The organism is Amycolatopsis sp. MtRt-6 (assembly GCF_017308975.1).
In the GTDB taxonomy this organism is placed as follows: domain Bacteria; phylum Actinomycetota; class Actinomycetes; order Mycobacteriales; family Pseudonocardiaceae; genus Amycolatopsis.
On the sequence record NZ_JADWPD010000041.1, the window covers coordinates 36,188 to 53,547 of the forward strand.

The following is a 17,360-nucleotide window of genomic DNA, read 5'->3' on the forward strand; positions in this document are numbered from 1 at the left end:
CCCACCGAAGGAATCCCCCGATGAAGAACTGGATCAGCGCCGTCGCCGCCGCTGCGCTCGTGCTCGGCCTCGCCGCCTGCAGCGACCCGTCCGCGAACGCCCCCGCCGACGCCGCGCCCGCCACCTGGGCCGATCCCACGGCGAAGCTCGACGGCGTCAAGCTGACCCTCTGGGCGGCGCAGAACAGCAACACCGTGCCCCAGCAGGTCGTCGAGTCCTTCGAACAGGCCACCGGCGCGTCCGTCGAGGTCGTGACGATCCCCGACCCGTACGAGCAGAGCATCCAGACCAAGGTCGCCACCGGGGACAAGCCGGACCTCGCCTTCTGGCAGCCCACCTCGTCGATGCTGACCGCCATCAACGCCAAGACCAACCTCCAGCCGCTGGACGACGCGCCATGGCTGCCCCGGCTGGCGCCCGAGCTGAAGGACATCACCGGTCTGCTCGACGGCAGGCGCTACGCCGCGCTGATCACCAGCCCGGCCGTCGAAGGCGTCTACTACAACAAGGAAGTCTTCGCCGCCAACGGCATCACCGAAACACCGAAGACCTTCGACGCCATGGTCACCGCGGCCCGCGCGCTCAAGGCCAAGGGCGTCACGCCGTTCTTCGAGATGGGCGGCGACCGGTGGGCCACCCAGTGGTGGGTGCAGGTCCAGCTCGCCGACGCCGCGAAGAACGGCCTCTGGGACAGGATCAACAGCAAGCAGGAGACCTTCACCAGCCCGGTCGTGCTCGACACGATCAAGAAGTACCAGGCGCTGATCGGCGAAGGCCTCTTCAACGCCGACATCAAGACCGCCAAGCTGGAGGACCAGGCCGCCGCGCTGCTCGACGGCAAGGCCGCGATGGCGGTGCAGGTGAACTCGTTCTTCAGCCAGCTGCAGGCCAAGGCCGACACCGCGACGCTGGACAAGAAGATCGGCTTCTTCCCGATCGCGCCGTCGGGGCAGATCGGCACCTTCATCCCGGACCAGACGAACGCCCTGGTCGCCTTCCGCACCGGTGACGCCAAGCGCGAAGCCGCGGCCCGGCAGCTGCTGACCTACTGGATGGGCCCCGGTTACGCCGGCTTCGTCGCCGACCGCAAGACCGTCTCGCTCGAGCCGTCGGTCGCCAACCCGCCGGGCGTGCCGCAGGCCCTGCTCGACGTGCACAAGTCCCTGCCCACCGCGGTCGGGTCCATGCAGGCGCTGGCCGTTGCCAACCCGGACCTCTACATCAACCTCGCCGACATGATCGCCGGCACCATGACGCCGGACCAGGTGGCCAAGGCCACCCAGGACCAGTTCGCCCAGCTGGCCAAGGCGGCCGGCGCCCCGGGCTTCTGACCCGGCGAGGGAGCGCGATGTCCACCGCAGCACGCACGCTCGTCGTGGAGCGGCCGGCCACCCGGCCGGCCGCTCCCCGGCCGAGCGCCCGCCCCACGAGCAAGCACGGCAAGCGGACGCACCCGATGTGGTTCCTGGCGCCCGCGTTCGCCATCCTGCTCGTCTTCTTCTTCCTGCCGACGCTGTTCAACTTCGTCTACGCGTTCACCGACTGGTCCGGGTTCAAGAGCTCGATCAAGCCGGTGGGTCTCGACAACTTCACCGAGCTGGCCTCGGACGGCACGCTGCTGCGGGCGGTGCGGATCACGCTCGTCTACGCGGTGCTGGTCGCGGTCTTCCAGAACCTCTTCGGGTTCGGGCTGGCCGTCCTGCTCGAACGCGACAACCGGCTCAACCGCGTCGCCCGGATCTGCTTCCTCGTCCCGGTGCTGATGTCGGCGCTCGCGGTCGGCTACATCTTCCAGGCCCTGCTGAAACCGCACGGCAGCGTCAACGAGCTGATCGGCGCGGTGCTCGGGCGGACGTTCGACTACGCCTGGCTCGGGGACACGACCTGGTCGATCGTCGTGGTCGCGCTGATCCACGCGTGGAAGTGGATGGGCCTGTCGATGCTCATCTACCTGGCCGGGCTCAAGACCGTCCCGGAGGACATCCTCGAAGCCGCCCGCATCGACGGCGCCTCACGCTGGCGCACGTTCTGGGTCGTCAAAGCGCCGCTGCTGGCGCCGGCGGTGACCTTCAACGTCGCCACCGCGCTGCTCGGGTCGATGAACGGCTTCGACGTCGTCCAGGCCACCACCGGCGGCGGGCCGGCCCGGACCACGGAGATCCTCAACATCTTCATCTACCGCACCTTCGGCCAGGGCCTGTTCGCCCAGGCCACCGCGATGAGCCTGGTGTTGTTCCTGCTCGTCGCGTTCCTGGCCTTCCCGGTCATCCGCACCCTGCGCAAGCGGGAGGAGATCCTGTGAAGACCTTCAGCGACTCGCGGATCTGGAGCAGGCTGCAGCCGGTCGTCACCACCGCGGGTCTCCTCGTGCTCATCGGGATCCCGCTCTGGCTCGTCGTGGTGACCGCCGGGAAGTCCCGGGGCGAAGCGCTCGACCCCGACCTCGCGTTGCCCAGCCACTGGCAGCTGTTCGCGAACCTGCGGGAGGTCTGGGTCCAGGGCGAGGTGCCGGCCGCGTTCTTCGGCAGCCTGCTGATCGTCGTGCCCACGGTCGCCGGGGTTCTCACGTTCGGGTCGATGGCGGCGTGGGTGCTGGCCCGCCGGGCCACCCGGCTCAACGCGGCCCTGTACGCGCTGGGCATCAGCGGCATCGTGCTGCCGCCGGCGGTCGTCACGGTGGTGCTGCTGCTCCGCCAGCTCGGCCTCGCGGGCAGCGCCGTCGGCATGATCGGCGTCTACCTGGGCATCTACCTGTCCACGGTGATCTTCTTCGTCACCGGCTTCGTCCGCACCATCCCGGTGTCGCTCGAAGAAGCCGCCCAGATCGACGGGGCCAGTCCGTTCACCGTGTTCCGGCGGATCGTGCTGCCGCTGCTGCGGCCGGCACTGGCCACCGCGACCATCCTCATCTGCCTGTACGTGTGGAACGACGTCTTCTACGCGTTCTTCGTCGTCGGCGGGCGGCTCGACACCCTGCCGCTCAACCTGTTCCGCGTCGCCAGCGCGGGGCTCTACCTCAACAACTGGCACCTCATCTTCGCCTACGTGGTGCTGATGAGCCTGCCGCTGATCGTCGTCCTCGCCGTGGCCCAGCGCAAGATCATCGCGGGCATCACCAGCGGCGCCGTCAAGTGAACCCCTCCCCATCGAAGCGGAGTGCTGATGCGACAACGATTCCTGGTGGGTGCGGCCGTCGCCGTCCTCGCCTTCACCACGCTGGCCCCGACGTCGGCCGCCGGCCAGGCCGCGGCGGCCGCGGAAACACTGCGCGTCGACCTCGGCTCGCCGACGGGCGCGTTCCACGGCGGTGCCACGGGCATCCTGTACGGCCTCGGTGACCCCGGGGTGCCGTCGCAGGACCTGATCGCCGGGATGCGCCCGCGCACGATCTCCCAGAAGGCGCCCGACGGCGAGCAGCACCCCAACGGCGACGCGCTGAAGGTGGCCGACGGCTTCTTCGCCGCCGGCGGCACCGACGTGCACATCTACGCCCAGGACACCTACAGCCGCTGGCCGTACCAGGACCTCGGCATCGACGACTACCTCGCCCGCCTCAAGCCCCAGCTGGACAAGGTAGCCCAGCGGCCGGACCGCGACCGGTTCGTGTGGACGATCTTCAACGAGCCGGACGGGATCTGGTACTCCGACTGGGCGAACAAGAAGGAGAAGTTCTTCGCCGACTGGACGAAGGTCTACCGCACGGTGAAGTCGGTCCTGCCCAACGCCCGGATCACCGGGATCGGCGAAACCCGGTACCGCGCCGACCACCTGCGCGAGTTCCTCACCTACGCCAAGGCCAACAACGTGCTGCCCGACATCACGACGTGGCACGAGCTCGGCCCGGACTCCCTGGCGTCCTACCGCGGTCACTACGCGGACTACCGGAACATCGAAAAGTCGCTGGGGATCTCGCCGCGGGCGATCAACATCAACGAGTACTCCAACCGGCGCGACACGTCGGTGCCCGGCCAGATGGTCCAGTGGATCACCATGCTCGAGGACACCAAAGTGGACGGTCAGCTGGCGTACTGGTCGCTCGCGGGCAACCTCAGCGACAACGCCGTGCGCGCCGGCCGCGCCAACGGTGGCTGGTGGCTGACCAAGTGGTACGCCGACCTCTCGGGTGACACCGTGCGCGTGACGCCGCCGCGGCCGGACACCCGGGACTCGCTGCAGGGCCTCGCCACCCTCGACCGCGCGGACGGCAAGGCGACCGTGCTGCTCGGCGGCACGGCGAACGCGGTCGACGTCGCGCTGACCGGCCTCGACCGGAAGGTCTTCGGCGACCGGGTGGACGTGCGGATCGCCAAGACGACGTGGTCGGGCTACGAGGGCGACGCGCAGCAGCCGCCGGTCGTGGCGGCGGCGCGGGTCCGCGTCCAGGACGGCAGGGCGACGATCTCGGTGCCGGGCGGCGACCCGCTCGCCGCGTACCAGGTGATCGTCACGCGCGCCGGGCTCGGCGCCCCGCCGGCAGCGGCCGCGCCGTGGCAGGCGAGCTACGAGGCCGAGTCCGGCACCGTGGAGAACGCCCGGGTCTTCGTGCAGGACGACGGCTCGGGCTCGTGGGACATGGCGATGCGCTACACGACGTCGGGCCGCAAGGACGTCGGGGCGATGAACACCCCGGATTCCCGCGTGACCGTGGACGTCGACGTCCCGCGGGCCGGCGCGTACCGGCTGGGCGTGTTCTACGGGACCAACGCGTTCGTCGGCAGGCAGGCGCTGTACGTCGACGACACCTACGTCCGCACCCTGACCCTGCCGGCCACGCTGAACTGGACCTACCGGAGCCGGCTGGACACGCCGCTCACGCTGACCGCGGGCAAGCACCGCGTTTCCCTGCGCACCACCGATCCGAGCGGGTTCCTCGGCGGCTCGTCCGACATCACGCTGGACCGCTTCGACCTCACCGAGGTCACCGGCCCGGAGCGGGCGGAGTACCCGCTCGCCGACGGCCGCCGGTCCGGCGGTTCGGTCGACCGCGGGACGGGCGCGCTCCAGGTGCTCGCGCCCGGTGCGGTGGCCATGGCGCCCGGCCAGAAGGTCACCACGTACGTCTCCGCCGCCGAGGACGGCTACTACCGCCTGTCGACGTCGTGGGCGGGCGCCGGCCGCAGCACGCTGGGACTGACGCTGTCCGGCCGCCGAGTGGCGGGCGGCGACCTGACCGCGACCGGCGTCGGCGTCTGGTCGGGCAGCTCGACGGTGTTCCTCAAGGCGGGCGTCACCGAGGTGGTCCTGTCCAACGAGGGCCGCACACCGCTGGTGGCGGGCACGCTCACGCAGGTGCGCGACGCGGCGGCCGACAGCCACGCGGTCCGCGTCGAAGCCGAGACCGGCCGGCTCGCCGGCGGAGCGGCGACGGCGACCGGCCCCTGGGCTTCCGGCGGCTCCTACGTCGGCTCCATCGGCAACGGCGGCACGCTGACGATCCCGCGCACCGGCGGTCCCGGCCAGTACGCCCTCACGGTCGCCTACGCGCAGGCGGAGAAGAACACCGGCCACCCGTACAACACGGACACGATCACCCGCACGATGGTGGCCACGGAGGCGGGCGGAACGGTGACGCCGGCACCGTACCGCCACAACTACACCTGGGACGGCTTCTGGCCGGAGACGTCACCGATCGACCTGACGACGCGGGGCGGCGCACTCACGTTCGGCAACCCGGCCGCCTGGGCACCGAACGTCGACTGGGTCCAGCTGGCCCCGCTCGTCGTGGCGAACACGGTGACACCTCGGCGCTGAGTGCCACGGTGCCCGGCCGGCTCGGTTCGAGCCGGCCGGGCCCCCGGCTCCACCGGGGGGCGGAGGCTCACGGGGCTTTTCACCTCGCGCGCGGGCACGCCGGCTCACTCCGGCACCGGCCTGTCCGGCGGGCCGCGTGACGGCCGCGGCGCCCCCAGCGCGCCGCGGCCGCGTCAGCTCAGCTCCACGCGCTGCAGTTGTGGAGCCGGTTGTCCTTCAGGCGGCACACCCGCACCTTGGCGATGTACGTTTTCGTGTAGTTGAAGCCGATGCGGGTACTGTTCCCGCCGCCGCACGCGCGCTGACCCAGCAGCGTGTAGCGATAGCCGTCCAGTGCCACTTCGGCAACCGCGCAGTGGCCGTCCTTGTCGCGGTCGGCGACCTCCCCGCTGACGCGACCGGAATACGGTGCCTTGCCGCGCCAGTTCAGCGTTCCGTAGTACCGGGCGCCCCGCGTTCCGCCGTCCTTGGAGTAGATGTCGATCCACCGCGACCCGCCCGCCTCGGTACCGGCGTCGCCGGAGGGCGGGTCGTACGGCGCGACGGTGCCGATCGGCTCCCCGTCCGGTTCGGCGGTGGTCGCGGCACCGGCCGGCGCGGCGACGACGGCGAGTGCCGCGAGCGACGCGACGGCGACCGCGGCGGGCTTGCGGATGGCGGCGAGCTTCGCAGAGAACATCGGTTTCCCCTCTCCGGCCGCCACGGCCGCGGCGGCTCGGGAACGAAGCTACGGGCGGCGGCGGCGGAAAACGTCTGCCGGGGAATGGAGATTCCCCTGTGCCCGCGGCGGCACCACGCGCCGTTCGTCAACTTCGGCGGTATGCCGCCGGGTGGACGCGACCGCGGGCGAAGGTGGTTACGCTCGGCCGGTGCACCGGATCGAGTTCGTGCGGCGGCATCCGCGGGCGGTGGACCTCGCGCTCGCCGTCACGGTGCTCGCCGCGATGGGCGCGGTCGGCGGCCTGTACCAGCCGCCGGGGCACCGCGCGTTCGACGGCTGGGCCTACGTCCTCACCGGCGTGATCTGCCTGCCGCTGGCCGCCCGCCGCGTCCGGCCGATGTCCGTCCTCCTGACGACTTCGGCCGCGTACCTCGTTTACGCGGCCCTCGGGTACCTGCCCGGACTGCACTTCTGGGGTCCGGTGCTCGCCTTCTACAGCCTGGCGGCGGCGAAACCGCGGTGGCCGACGGCGATCGGGGCCGCGGTCACCGCCGTTGTCGTGCTGTGCAGTGGAATCGCGCTGCGCGCGCCGCTCGCCGCGGCCGTCGCCGAAGCGGTCGCCGTCACCGCCGTGGCGTGGGGGCTCGGAGGCGTCGGACGACGGCTCGCCGAACGCAACGAACTGCTCGCGGCCGCCACCGAACGGCTGCGCTGCGACCAGGTGCGGCGCATCGAGCGGGCACTGACCCAGGAACGGCTGCGGATCGCCCGGGAGCTGCACGACGTCGTCGCGCACCACATGTCGATGATCTCCATGCAGGCCGGCCTGGCGGGTTACGTGTTCGACACCGATCCGCCGACCGCCCGCGCCGCCGTGGACACCATCGGCACCACCAGCCGGGAGGCGCTGGAAGAGATGCGGCGGCTGCTGGTGCTGCTGCGGGAGTCCGACGTCCCGGCCACCGGCGGCGAACCCGAGCCCGCACCCGGGCTGAACCAGCTGGCGGCGCTGGCGGACCGGGCCCGCGCCGGCGGTGTCGACGTCAGCCTGGAAACGAGCGGTGACCTGGAAAGCCTCCCGTCGGGGCTGCAGCTCACCGCGTACCGGGTCGTCCAGGAGGCGCTGACGAACGCGATCAAGCACGCCGGAGGGGGCCCGGTGACGATCGGCGTGCACCGGCGGCCGCACGCGGTGACGGCGGTGCTCCGCAACGGGCCGGGCACCACGGCCGCGCGGGTGACGGAGCCCGGCGGGTACGGCCTGATCGGCATGCGCGAGCGCGCGAAGCTGTACGGTGGAACGGTGACCGCGGGCCCCCGGCCGGACGGCGGATTCGCGGTGGAACTGACGTTGCCGCTGACGTGAGAAGTCCGCGGGGGGACTCCGAGATGACCACCACGGTGCTCGTCGTCGACGACCAGCCGCTGGTCCGGGCCGGCCTGGCGGCCCTGCTGCGCGCGGCACCCGGCTTCGAGGTCGTCGGCGAGGCGGCGGACGGCGAGCAGGCGGTCGCCCGCGCCGCGGCGACCCGGCCGGACGTCATCCTCATGGACGTGCGCATGCCCGGCGTCGGCGGGGTGACGGCCACGCGCCGGATCCTCGCGGGTGCCCAGGATCCGCCACCCCGCATCCTGATCCTGACGACGTTCGACATCGACGAGTACGTCTACGAAGCCCTGCGCGCGGGCGCGGCGGGCTTCCTGCTCAAGGAAGCCGAACCGGCCCGGCTGATGCACGCGATCCACACCGTCGCCGGCGGCGACCTGCTCTTCGCCCCCACGGTCACCCGGCGCCTGATCGAAACGTACGTCCGCCACCACACCCCCGCCACCCCGGCCGGCCACCCGAGCCTCGGCGCGCTCACCGCCCGCGAGCGCGAAATCCTGTGCCTCGTCGGCACCGGCGTCACCAACCGCGAGATCGCCGGCCGGCTCACGATCAGCGAGGGCACGGTCAAGACCCACCTGAACCGCGTCATGACGAAGCTCGACCTGACCAGCCGTGCCCAGGCCGTCGTGCTCGCCTACGAGACCGGGCTGGTCACCCCCGGCACACCCGCCTTCGCGAGTCACCGGAGCGAGCCGTGAGCCCGGTTCAGGGGTGCCGCGGGGAGCGGCGGCGCAGCAGGTCGTAGCCGCGGACGGCCAGCTGCAGCCGCTGCTGGTTGTCCACGTCGACCGGGTCGAGGCCGAGGACCTCGCGCAGCCGGTCGAGGCGATGGTACAGCGTCCGGCGCTGGACGAACAGCGCGTCGGCGGCGCGGGCCTTGTTGCCGCCGCACTGCAGGAACGTGCGCAGGGTCGGCAGGAGCGGGTTGCTCGTGCGGGCGTCGTGCTCCAGCAGCGCGCCCAGCTCGTCCTCGACGTACCGGGTGAGCTCCGGGCCTTCGGACAGGGCCACCAGCAACCGCAGCGCGCCGAGGTCGTCGAAGCGCATGAGCTCGCACTCCGGCGCGGATGCCGCCACCGACGCGGCACTGCGGCCCTGGCGGATCGCCTGCGGCAACGCCGCCGGCGCGACCACCCGGCTGACGCCGCCGCGGACCCCGCGCCCGGTCAACGTCTCCAGCAAGGCCGCGGCGCCGCCCTCGAGGCCGACCACCGCGAGGTCGAAGTCGCCGATGTCGCCGACGACCGCCGGCCACTGGCCCTCGTGCAGGAGCCGGGCGAGGTCCTGGTCGCCGAAGGGTTCCCCGGCCGCCTCGCGGGCCGTGACGACGACGATCAGCTCGCGGTCGCGCAGGTCCTGCCCGAGCGCGAGGCCGCGGCTGACGAACTTTTCGCCCGTGATGTCGCCGAGCAGGAGCCGGTTGAGCAAAGCTCCCTGCCGCTGCGCCGACCGGGCCCCGCTCTCGCGTTCGCTCAGGAGGGTGATCGCGATGGCGGCGGCCGCGCGCTCCATGGCCCGGAGGTCGGCCGCGCTCGGCGGCGCGCCGCCGTGCAGCAGGTGCAGCCAGCCCCACGACTCCCCGCGCAGGATCACCGCCGCGCGGGCGCAGGCCACGACCTGGCTGAACGAGCCCGCCCGGGCCTGGGGACGCGTGGCCTCGCCGGTCAGGATCGGGTGGTGGCGCTCGTGGATCGCCCGCGAATGCGCGTCCCACTCGGCCACCAGGTCGTCGGCGGCCGGGGTGGCGCCGCTGTAGGCGAGCATCCGGTGCGCGACGTCTTCGAGCACCACCGCGTGCCCGGTGCGCCGGGCCAGCTCGCGCACCATGCCGACGTAGTCCTCGTCGGCCAGCAGCAGGTCCATGAACGCCTGGCCGGTCGCCTCCTCGGCGATCAGCCTGCTGACCCGCGTCTCCACCAGGACCTCGTGGACCTGGGCGGAGGCCTCCACGAACGGGATTTCGTCGTCGAGGCCGACGAGCGGCAGGCCGACCGCGCGGGCCTCGTCGACGACCGCGTCCGGCATCGAGCCGAACATCCGGCCCGCCAGCTCGACCACGAGGACGGCCGCGTGGGCGTCGGCGAGGCGGCGGATGAACGCGCGCTGCTCCGCCTCGGCGTGGCCCATCCCGAGGCCCGCGGTCAGCAGCATCTCCTGGCCGGACAGGAACCGGTGGATGTCGGGGATCTCGCCGGTGTGCACCCAGCGCACCGGCCGGTCCAGGCCGTCTTCGCCGGCGTACACGTGGACCCGGGTGCGCTGGAAGACCTCCAGCTGCAGGGCGTCGCGGACGGTGAGGACCTCGGCCATGCGCTCTCCAGTGTGTGAAACGTACGCGCTCACTATTACACGCATTGTGTCTGTCGAGGCGGACTCTCGCTGCGCAGACTTCTTCCTCAAGCCACCCAGGGGTCACCGGTAAGGAGCATGCAGTGTCCACAGCGGCCAAGCTCGTCAAGAAACCCGTCACGGAGACGGCGTCGCGGACCAGCCGTCCGGAAATCGCCGGCACGGTCGCCGAAATCATCGCCGACGTCCGGCGGAACGGGGACGCCGCCGTGCGCCGCTGGTCGGAGAAGTTCGACTCGTGGACCCCGGAGTCCTACCGGCTCGGGCCGGACGACATCGCCGCGGTGGTCGCGTCCGTGCCGGAGACCGTCCTCGACGACCTGCGGTTCGTCCAGCGCCAGGTGCGGGGCTTCGCCCAGGCCCAGCGGGACTCCCTCGCCGACTTCGAGGTGGAGACGCTCCCCGGGGTCTACCTCGGCCAGCGGAACATTCCGGTCGGCGCGGCCGGCGCCTACGTGCCGGGCGGCCGGTACCCGCTCACCGCGTCCGCGCACATGACGGTGGTGACCGCCAAGGTCGCCGGCGTCGACCGGGTCGCGGCGACCACGCCGCCGGACCGCGGCACGCCGCCGCCGATCAGCATCGCGGCCATGCACCTGGCCGGCGCGGACGAGATCTACGTGCTGGGCGGCGTGCAGGCCGTGGCCGCGCTCGCGCTCGGCACCGAGACGATCGCCCCGGTCGACATGCTGGCCGGGCCGGGCAACGCCTATGTGGCCGAGGCGAAGCGCCAGCTGTTCGGCGAGGTGGGCATCGACCTGTTCGCCGGGCCGACCGAGGTGCTGATCGTCGCGGACGGGACGGCGGACCCGTTCGTCGTCGCGACCGACCTGCTCTCGCAGGCCGAGCACGGGCCGGACTCCCCCGCCGTCCTGATCACCACCTCGGCGGAGGTGGCGGCGCGCACGATCGCGTACGTGGAAGAGCTGCTGCCCGGCCTGCCCACCGGCGACGTCGCCGGCCGCGCGTGGCGGGACAAGGGCGAGGTGCTCGTCGTCGAGGACCTCGACGCCGCGTACGCCCTCGCCGACGAGTACGCGAGCGAGCACGTCCAGATCCTCACCGCCGAACCCCGTGCCGCGCTGCGGAAGATGCGCAACTACGGCGCGCTGTTCCTCGGCGACAAGACGTGCGTCGCCTACGGGGACAAGGTGATCGGCACCAACCACGTGCTGCCGACGCTGGGCGCGGCCCGCTACACCGGCGGCCTGTGGGTGGGCAAGTACCTCAAGACCGTGACGTACCAGGAGGTCCAGGACGCCGGCTCCAGCGCCGAGCTCGGCGAGATCTGCGGCCGCGCGTCCCGGCTGGAGAACTTCGAAGGACACGCGCGCTCGGGCGACATTCGCAGCGCGCGGTTCGGGTCGGCCCGTCTCGAGTGGACCGATCACACTTTCGGGCGCGCCTGACCGGCGCGAGCGGGGGATCTTCCGCGCCGAGCCGGTCGACCGCGGCGAAGCGCGACCGCACCAAGGAGCATCATCACTTCGGCCCCCGGAGGTCGCCATGACAACCGACAACCCCGCGGTTTCCCGCACCGCGCCCGAACCCGCCGGCGGCACCGCGCCGGTCTCGTCCCGTGAGGACGCCGAACTGCTCGCGGCACTCGGCTACCAGCAGCGCTTCGACCGCAAGGTGAGCCTGTGGGCGAACTTCGCGCTCGGCTTCGTCTACCTCTCGCCGCTGGTCGGCGTGGTGTCCCTGTTCGCGCTGGGCCTGTCGACGGCCGGGGGGCCGTCGATCTTCTGGATCGCCGTTGTCGGGCTGGGCCAGTTGCTCGTCGCGCTGGTGTTCGGCGAGGTCGTGTCGCAGTTCCCGCTGGCCGGTGGGCTCTACCAGTGGTCCCGCCGGCTGTGGAACGGGCGTTACGCGTGGTTCACCGCGTGGACCTACATCTGCTGCATCACGATCGGCATCACCAGCACGGCGTTGTTCAGCTCGGACTTCGTGGCCAGCCTCTTCGGCGGCACGTCGGCCGAGCCGGGCGTGACCTCGACGCCCGGGCAGCGGCTGCTCATCGCGATCGCGGTGACCGCGCTCTGCCTGCTGTGCAACAGCTTCGGCACCCGCACGCTGGCGATCATCTCCAAGATCGGGCTGGCCGCGGAGCTCATCGGGATCGTCCTGGTCGGGCTGTACCTGCTGATCTTCCAGCGTCACAACCCGATCTCGATCTTCTTCTCCACCTCGGGCATCGACCACCCGGGAAGCTACGTCGGCGCGTTCCTGGCCGCGTCGCTCGTCGGGCTCTTCCTCTTCTACGGGTTCGAGGCCTGCGGCGAGGTCGCCGAGGAGGTGCCGAACCCGGCGCGCAGCATCCCGCGCGCCATGCAGCTGACCGTCGTCGTCGGCGGGCTGGCCGCGCTGTTCGCGTTCGCCGGGTACGCCCTCGCCGCGCCGGACCTCGGCTCGATCCTTTCGGGACAGGACACGAACCCGATCCCCGCGATCCTCCAGAGCTCCATCGGCACCGTCGGCACCAAGCTCGTCCTGATCGTCGCCCTGACCTCGTTCGTCGCCGGGGTGCTGAGCCAGCAGGCGGCGGCGAGCCGGATCGTGTTCTCCTTCGCCCGTGACGACATGTTCCCGGGCTCGCACTTCTTCTCGAAGGTCACGGCCCGCCACCGCGTGCCGATGAACGCGCTGCTGGCCGTGAACGTCGTGCCGGTCCTGCTGTTCGTGTTCGTCTACTTCTCGCCGGACTCGCTCGTGCGGATCGCGGCGTTCCAGATGCTCGCGGGCTACCTGGCGTTCCAGATGGTGGTGCTCGCCGCGCTGCGGATGCGGCTGAAGGGCTGGCGGCCCGCCGGGGCCTGGACCCTGGGCCGCTGCGGCCTGGTCGTCAACATCGCGGCGCTGGTCTACGGCGTGCTCGCGATGATCCTGCTGGCGGCGCCGACCGGCGACGCGAGCGCCTCGTTCGTGGACCGCTGGATCGCGTTGATCGGCTTCCTGATCGTGTCGGCGGTGGGGCTGGTCTACCTGCTGGCCGCCAAGCCCGACCGGAAATCCACCGCACCCGAGGGCGACGCGATCGAGATCGCCGCCCGGCTGCGGGACCGTGCCGCCTCGGTCGCCGAGGCAGAAAGGAGGACCGCGTGACCCGCGTGCTGTATCTCTACGGCGGATGGCCGGGGCACAAGCCCTACGACATCGCCGACAAGTGGGCGCTGCCCCTGTTCACCGAGCTGGGTTTCGAGGTCACGGAGACCAACGACGTCTTCGCGCTCGACGCCGACCTCACCGGCTACGACCTGATCGCGCTCAACTGGAACAACGCGCTGCTGTCCGAAGGGCTTTCGGCGGCCCAGGAGGACAGCCTGCTCGGCGCGGTCGAGGCGGGCACCGGGATCGCCGCCTGGCACGGCGCGGCCGCGGCCTTCCGGCTGAGCCTCAAGTACCACCTGCTGCTGGGCGGGAGCTTCCTGGAGCACCCGGCCGGCGAAGGCGTCAAGTACCCCTACCGCGTGTCCATTGTGGACCACACGCACGAGATCACCGCGGGGGTGCGGGACTTCGCCGTGGCGTCGGAGCAGTACTACATGTCGGTCGACCCGAACAACCACGTGCTGGCGGAAAGCACGTTCACCGGCGAACACCTGTCCTGGCTCGACGGCCGGACGATCCCCCAGGCCTGGACCCGGAACTGGGGCCGGGGACGGGTCTTCTACAGCGCCGTCGGGCACGACCTGGACGACCTGCAGAACCCGGACGTGACCCGGCTGTGCAAGCAGGGTTTCGCCTGGGCCGCGCGCCGGAGCCACTGAACACAGAACGGAGAGTCACATGCCTGTCCTCACCGGCGGCCAGATCGTCGCGCGGACCCTGCACAACTACGGCGTCGGCTACGTCGCCGGCATTCCCGGCCACGGGATCTGGTCGCTGACCGACGCCTTCCTGGACGACGAGTCGAAGATCCCGTTCGTCCAGACGTTCCACGAGCAGAGCGCGGTCCACCTCGCGGACGGCTACTACCGCGCCACCGGCCGCCCGATCGCCGCGGTCACCTCGATCGGCGCCGGCGCGAGCAACACGGTGATCGGCATGGGTACGGCGTTCACCGACTCGACGAGCGTGCTGGTGATCACCGGCGGCCCGCCGACGCACATGCGCGGCCACGGCCTGCTCCAGGAGCTGGACCGCTACACGGCCAACGACTTCCCCAAGGTCGCCGAGGCCGTCAGCAAGCGGCACTGGGTGGTGACGCGGGTCGAGGAGCTGCCGTTCGTGCTGCACCGGTGTTTCAACTCGATGCTCACCGGACGGCCGGGCCCGGTGCACCTCGAGGTACCGATGGACGTCCAGGCCGAGGCGGCCGACGTCCAGCTGCACGACCTCGAGCGGCGCATCCCGGTCGGCCGCCAGCACCCGGACCCGCTGGCCATCGACCGCGCGGTCGAGGTGCTCCGCGGCGCCCGGCGGCCGGTCATCGTGGTGGGCGGCGGCGCGGTCACGTCCGAGGCGGCCGACCAGGTGAAGGCGCTGGCCGAGCGCTGGTCGATCCCGGTGGTGACGACCTGGAACGGCAAGAGCGCGTTCCCGGAGGACCACGAGCTGTTCGCGGGCAGCGTCGGCCAGACCGGCACGCTGGTCGGCAACGCGATCGCGAGCGCGGCGGACGTCGTCGTGTCGGTCGGCTGCCGGTTCACCGACTGGTCCGCGTCCAGCTACGCCAAGGGGATCAGCTTCTCGATCCCACCGGCCAAGCTGATCCACATCGACATCGACCCGCACGAGATCGGCAAGAACTACCCGGCCGAGGTGGGCATAGTCGCGGACGCGCAGCGCGCCGTGGGAGCGATCGTGGACTCGCTCCCCCGCGCGGGAGCCGAGCGTTCGGAGTACCTGGCCGAGCTGGCGCAGCTGAAGCAGGACTGGGAGGACAAGCTCGCCTCCCGCCGCGACAGCGACCGGTACCCGTTCACGTCGCAGCGCCCACTGGGAGCGTTGCGCGCCGCACTCCCCCGCGACGCGATCATCGTCGCCGGATCGGGCAACACCCAGGGCGCGGTGAAGCAGACGTTCCCGGTGTACGAGCCCCGCACGCACCTGACATCCGGCGGCTTCTCGTCGATGGGGTGGGCGATCCCCGCCGCGGTCGGCGCGAAGCTGGGCCGCCCCGACCGCACGGTAGCGTGCGTCCTGGGCGACGGCGACTTCCTGATGACGGCACAGGAGATCGCGCTGAGCGTGACGACCGGGGCACCGGTGGTGTTCGTGGTGCAGAACAACGCGGGCTACATGTCCATCCGGGGCGGGCAGCGCAAGCAGACGTCCCGCCACATCGGCACGGAGTTCTCGCGCCCGGACGGGACACCGTACAGCCCGGACTTCGCCGCGCTGGGCGCGTCGTTCGGGATCGAGTCGTGGAAGGTCCCGGACGCCGAGTCGCTGGAGCCGATCCTGCGCAAGGCGGTGCAGTCCGGCGAGCCGGCACTGGTGGAGGTGCCGACGGACCGCGACGCGGCGGGGCCGTGGGTGCCGGGCTGGTGGGACTTCCCGATCCCGGCGTACGTGACCGACGAGCGCCAGGAGGAGTACCACCGGACGCGGGCGACCGAGCAGCACCTCTGACGCTGCTGTTCATGAGGGGCACCTTCATCGCCGTGAAGGTGCCCCTCATGTCGTCCGGGCGAGGCTCGGAGATGTCCGGCGGCTGTGCGGGCGGACCCGTTTCACGATGGGCAGTGACCTCCGCTTGGACCTCAACACCGGAGACCGGCCTGGTGCGCTCGTGGGTGTAGGCCCGTAGCCGTGGGGCTGCGGGCCTGTCCCGTGGTCAGGCTGTGAATGGGAGTGGTTCGTGGAGGTTGTTGCGCCGGGGTTTGCGGCGCCGGTCGATGAATGCTGGTGGCAGGAATTCGGGTAGGCCGTCGGTGGCGATGCGGACTTCCCAGCCGGAGCGGTGCAGGAGCCGGTGGTGGTGGGCGCACATCAGGACCAGGTTGGTGAGGTCGGTGGGGCCGCCGTCTGCCCAGTGCCGGATGTGGTGGCCTTGACAGTGCCGGGGTGGACGATGACAGCCCGGGAAGGCACAACCCCGATCCCGGAGGAAGAGAGCGCGGCGCAGTCCGGCGGAGATGAGGCGGCGGAGGCGGCCGAGGTTGAGGGGTTCGCTTTTGTCGCCGAGGACGGCGGGGATGATCATTGCGTCGCAGGCGTGCACCCGGGCTTCGGCGGCGGTCATGGTGCCGGTGTCGCCGAGGGTGGCCTTGCCGACACCGGATTTCAGGTCTTCCAACGACACGGCGACCATGACGTGGGCTCGTTCCCCGGCCTGCATCGGCAACTCCGGAGAATTCAAGGCCAGGTCGACGGCATCGGAGAAAGCATCCCCATAGCGCTGCGGGGTCGTGCGGAAGTCGGGACCCTCATCCCCGGTACGACGCTCCGCCAAAGAATCCAACAATGCGTGGGCGCGTGCGCCGGTCTCATCGTCGAACCGGCCACTCAGCTCCCAGATCCCGGTTCTTTTGCGGCGCAGGAACAGCTCCCGGGTGGGAACCACGGGTTCGGTGTCGTCGGGTTCGTCGCCGTCGGGGACCAGGTGGGCGAGGATGCGGGCACCGAGGGCGGCGACCTGCTTGTGCCCGGCCTCCTCGGCGAAAGCCAGCAGGTTGGCCTCGGCGCTCACGCAATGCTCGGGCGGAACCTGGGCCAGCACGGAGGTGATCACGTCGATCATCGGGTTGCTCAACCGTCCCGCCCGAGCGGCAGCGCCGGTGGCGGGGGCCAGGGCGGGGATGGGGCTGCCGTCGAGGTTGCGGCCCGGATTCACTAAGCGGGCGCGTTTGATCAGCCGTTCCGCGGCCGGCTTCGGCATATCGGCGAGGTGCTCCAACAGGCGGGCGGCCGAGCGGTAGCCGAACAGCTCCATCACACCCCGCTGTTCGATTTCCACCAGCACCGCACCAAGTTCGGCCTCCGCGGACCGCATCGACGCGACCAGTTCGCCGATGCGGTCGGCGAAGGCCACCGCGTCGGGCGAGGGGGTCGTGTTGCTGGTCATGTCTCCAAGTTACCGGCGATCGAACACAGGGTCATCACTCGATACGGTGGGAACAAAAGGTAAAGCCGCTGTCCGCACCCCAGAACACCGAAAAGTCCGGCAGGGCAACCGAAGCGTGAGGAATCGGCGCTGGCGACCCACGACGCGACCCAACCCCGTGGAGCGCCGATTTCCCACGCCACGGCGAAGCCGTGCCTGAA

Annotated in this window: 13 protein-coding genes; 10 read left to right on the forward strand and 3 right to left on the reverse strand. The window is 71.2% G+C overall.

Annotation, left to right across the window (positions count from 1 at the left end):
- Positions 1 to 20: 20 nt before the first annotated feature.
- Genes I4Q55_RS43480 through I4Q55_RS43495 form a run of 4 tightly spaced genes read left to right on the forward strand, consistent with a single transcriptional unit; the run spans position 21 to position 5,751 of the window.
- A complete protein-coding gene (locus I4Q55_RS43480; protein ID WP_206796552.1) occupies positions 21 to 1,331 on the forward strand; it encodes an ABC transporter substrate-binding protein in 1,311 nt (436 codons plus the stop codon).
- 17 nt (positions 1,332 to 1,348) lie between these two features.
- Positions 1,349 to 2,302 carry a carbohydrate ABC transporter permease gene (locus I4Q55_RS43485; RefSeq protein WP_206796553.1) on the forward strand — a complete coding sequence of 318 codons (954 nt, stop codon included), beginning with the start codon at positions 1,349 to 1,351 and terminating at the stop codon, positions 2,300 to 2,302.
- The gene (locus I4Q55_RS43490; protein WP_206796554.1) at positions 2,299 to 3,135 is read left to right on the forward strand and encodes a carbohydrate ABC transporter permease; all 837 of its coding nucleotides are present in this window, start codon (positions 2,299 to 2,301) and stop codon (positions 3,133 to 3,135) included. The genes I4Q55_RS43485 and I4Q55_RS43490 overlap by 4 nt, the downstream gene beginning before the upstream one ends.
- A 27-nt stretch (positions 3,136 to 3,162) precedes the next feature.
- Positions 3,163 to 5,751 (forward strand): hypothetical protein, encoded by a 2,589-nt coding sequence (locus tag I4Q55_RS43495; protein ID WP_206796556.1) that lies wholly within the window; start codon positions 3,163 to 3,165, stop codon positions 5,749 to 5,751.
- Between the two features lie 178 nt (positions 5,752 to 5,929).
- Here I4Q55_RS43495 and I4Q55_RS43500 read toward each other — a convergent pair whose 3' ends face one another.
- Positions 5,930 to 6,430: a hypothetical protein gene (locus tag I4Q55_RS43500; protein WP_206796558.1), complete on the reverse strand. Its 501-nt coding sequence runs from the start codon at positions 6,428 to 6,430 to the stop codon at positions 5,930 to 5,932.
- A gap of 190 nt (positions 6,431 to 6,620) precedes the next feature.
- Here I4Q55_RS43500 and I4Q55_RS50445 point away from each other — a divergent pair, with 190 nt between their 5' ends.
- Positions 6,621 to 7,778: a sensor histidine kinase gene (locus I4Q55_RS50445; RefSeq protein WP_206796560.1), complete on the forward strand. Its 1,158-nt coding sequence runs from the start codon at positions 6,621 to 6,623 to the stop codon at positions 7,776 to 7,778.
- Between the two features lie 23 nt (positions 7,779 to 7,801).
- Positions 7,802 to 8,500 (forward strand): response regulator transcription factor, encoded by a 699-nt coding sequence (locus I4Q55_RS43510; RefSeq protein ID WP_206796562.1) that lies wholly within the window; start codon positions 7,802 to 7,804, stop codon positions 8,498 to 8,500.
- A 7-nt stretch (positions 8,501 to 8,507) separates the two neighbouring features.
- Here I4Q55_RS43510 and I4Q55_RS43515 read toward each other — a convergent pair whose 3' ends face one another.
- The gene (locus I4Q55_RS43515) at positions 8,508 to 10,112 is read right to left on the reverse strand and encodes a PucR family transcriptional regulator (RefSeq protein ID WP_206796565.1); all 1,605 of its coding nucleotides are present in this window, start codon (positions 10,110 to 10,112) and stop codon (positions 8,508 to 8,510) included.
- 122 nt (positions 10,113 to 10,234) lie between these two features.
- Between I4Q55_RS43515 and hisD the strand changes: the two genes are divergently transcribed.
- The 4 genes from hisD to I4Q55_RS43535 all read left to right on the forward strand — a co-directional run bounded on the left by hisD (position 10,235) and on the right by I4Q55_RS43535 (position 15,725).
- Complete coding sequence (hisD, locus tag I4Q55_RS43520; RefSeq protein ID WP_206796567.1) at positions 10,235 to 11,560, forward strand: histidinol dehydrogenase; 1,326 nt, start codon at positions 10,235 to 10,237, stop codon at positions 11,558 to 11,560.
- Positions 11,561 to 11,657: 97 nt separating this feature from the next.
- A complete protein-coding gene (locus I4Q55_RS43525) occupies positions 11,658 to 13,253 on the forward strand; it encodes an APC family permease (RefSeq protein ID WP_206796569.1) in 1,596 nt (531 codons plus the stop codon).
- Complete coding sequence (locus I4Q55_RS43530) at positions 13,250 to 13,918, forward strand: ThuA domain-containing protein (RefSeq protein ID WP_206796570.1); 669 nt, start codon at positions 13,250 to 13,252, stop codon at positions 13,916 to 13,918. The genes I4Q55_RS43525 and I4Q55_RS43530 overlap by 4 nt, the downstream gene beginning before the upstream one ends.
- A 19-nt stretch (positions 13,919 to 13,937) precedes the next feature.
- Positions 13,938 to 15,725, forward strand: coding sequence for a thiamine pyrophosphate-binding protein (locus I4Q55_RS43535; RefSeq protein ID WP_206796571.1), 1,788 nt, complete (start codon positions 13,938 to 13,940; stop codon positions 15,723 to 15,725).
- Positions 15,726 to 15,930: 205 nt separating this feature from the next.
- Here the strand turns inward: I4Q55_RS43535 and I4Q55_RS43540 are convergent, their stop codons facing one another.
- Positions 15,931 to 17,160: an HNH endonuclease signature motif containing protein gene (locus I4Q55_RS43540; protein WP_206796572.1), complete on the reverse strand. Its 1,230-nt coding sequence runs from the start codon at positions 17,158 to 17,160 to the stop codon at positions 15,931 to 15,933.
- Between the last annotated feature and the right edge of the window lie 200 nt (positions 17,161 to 17,360).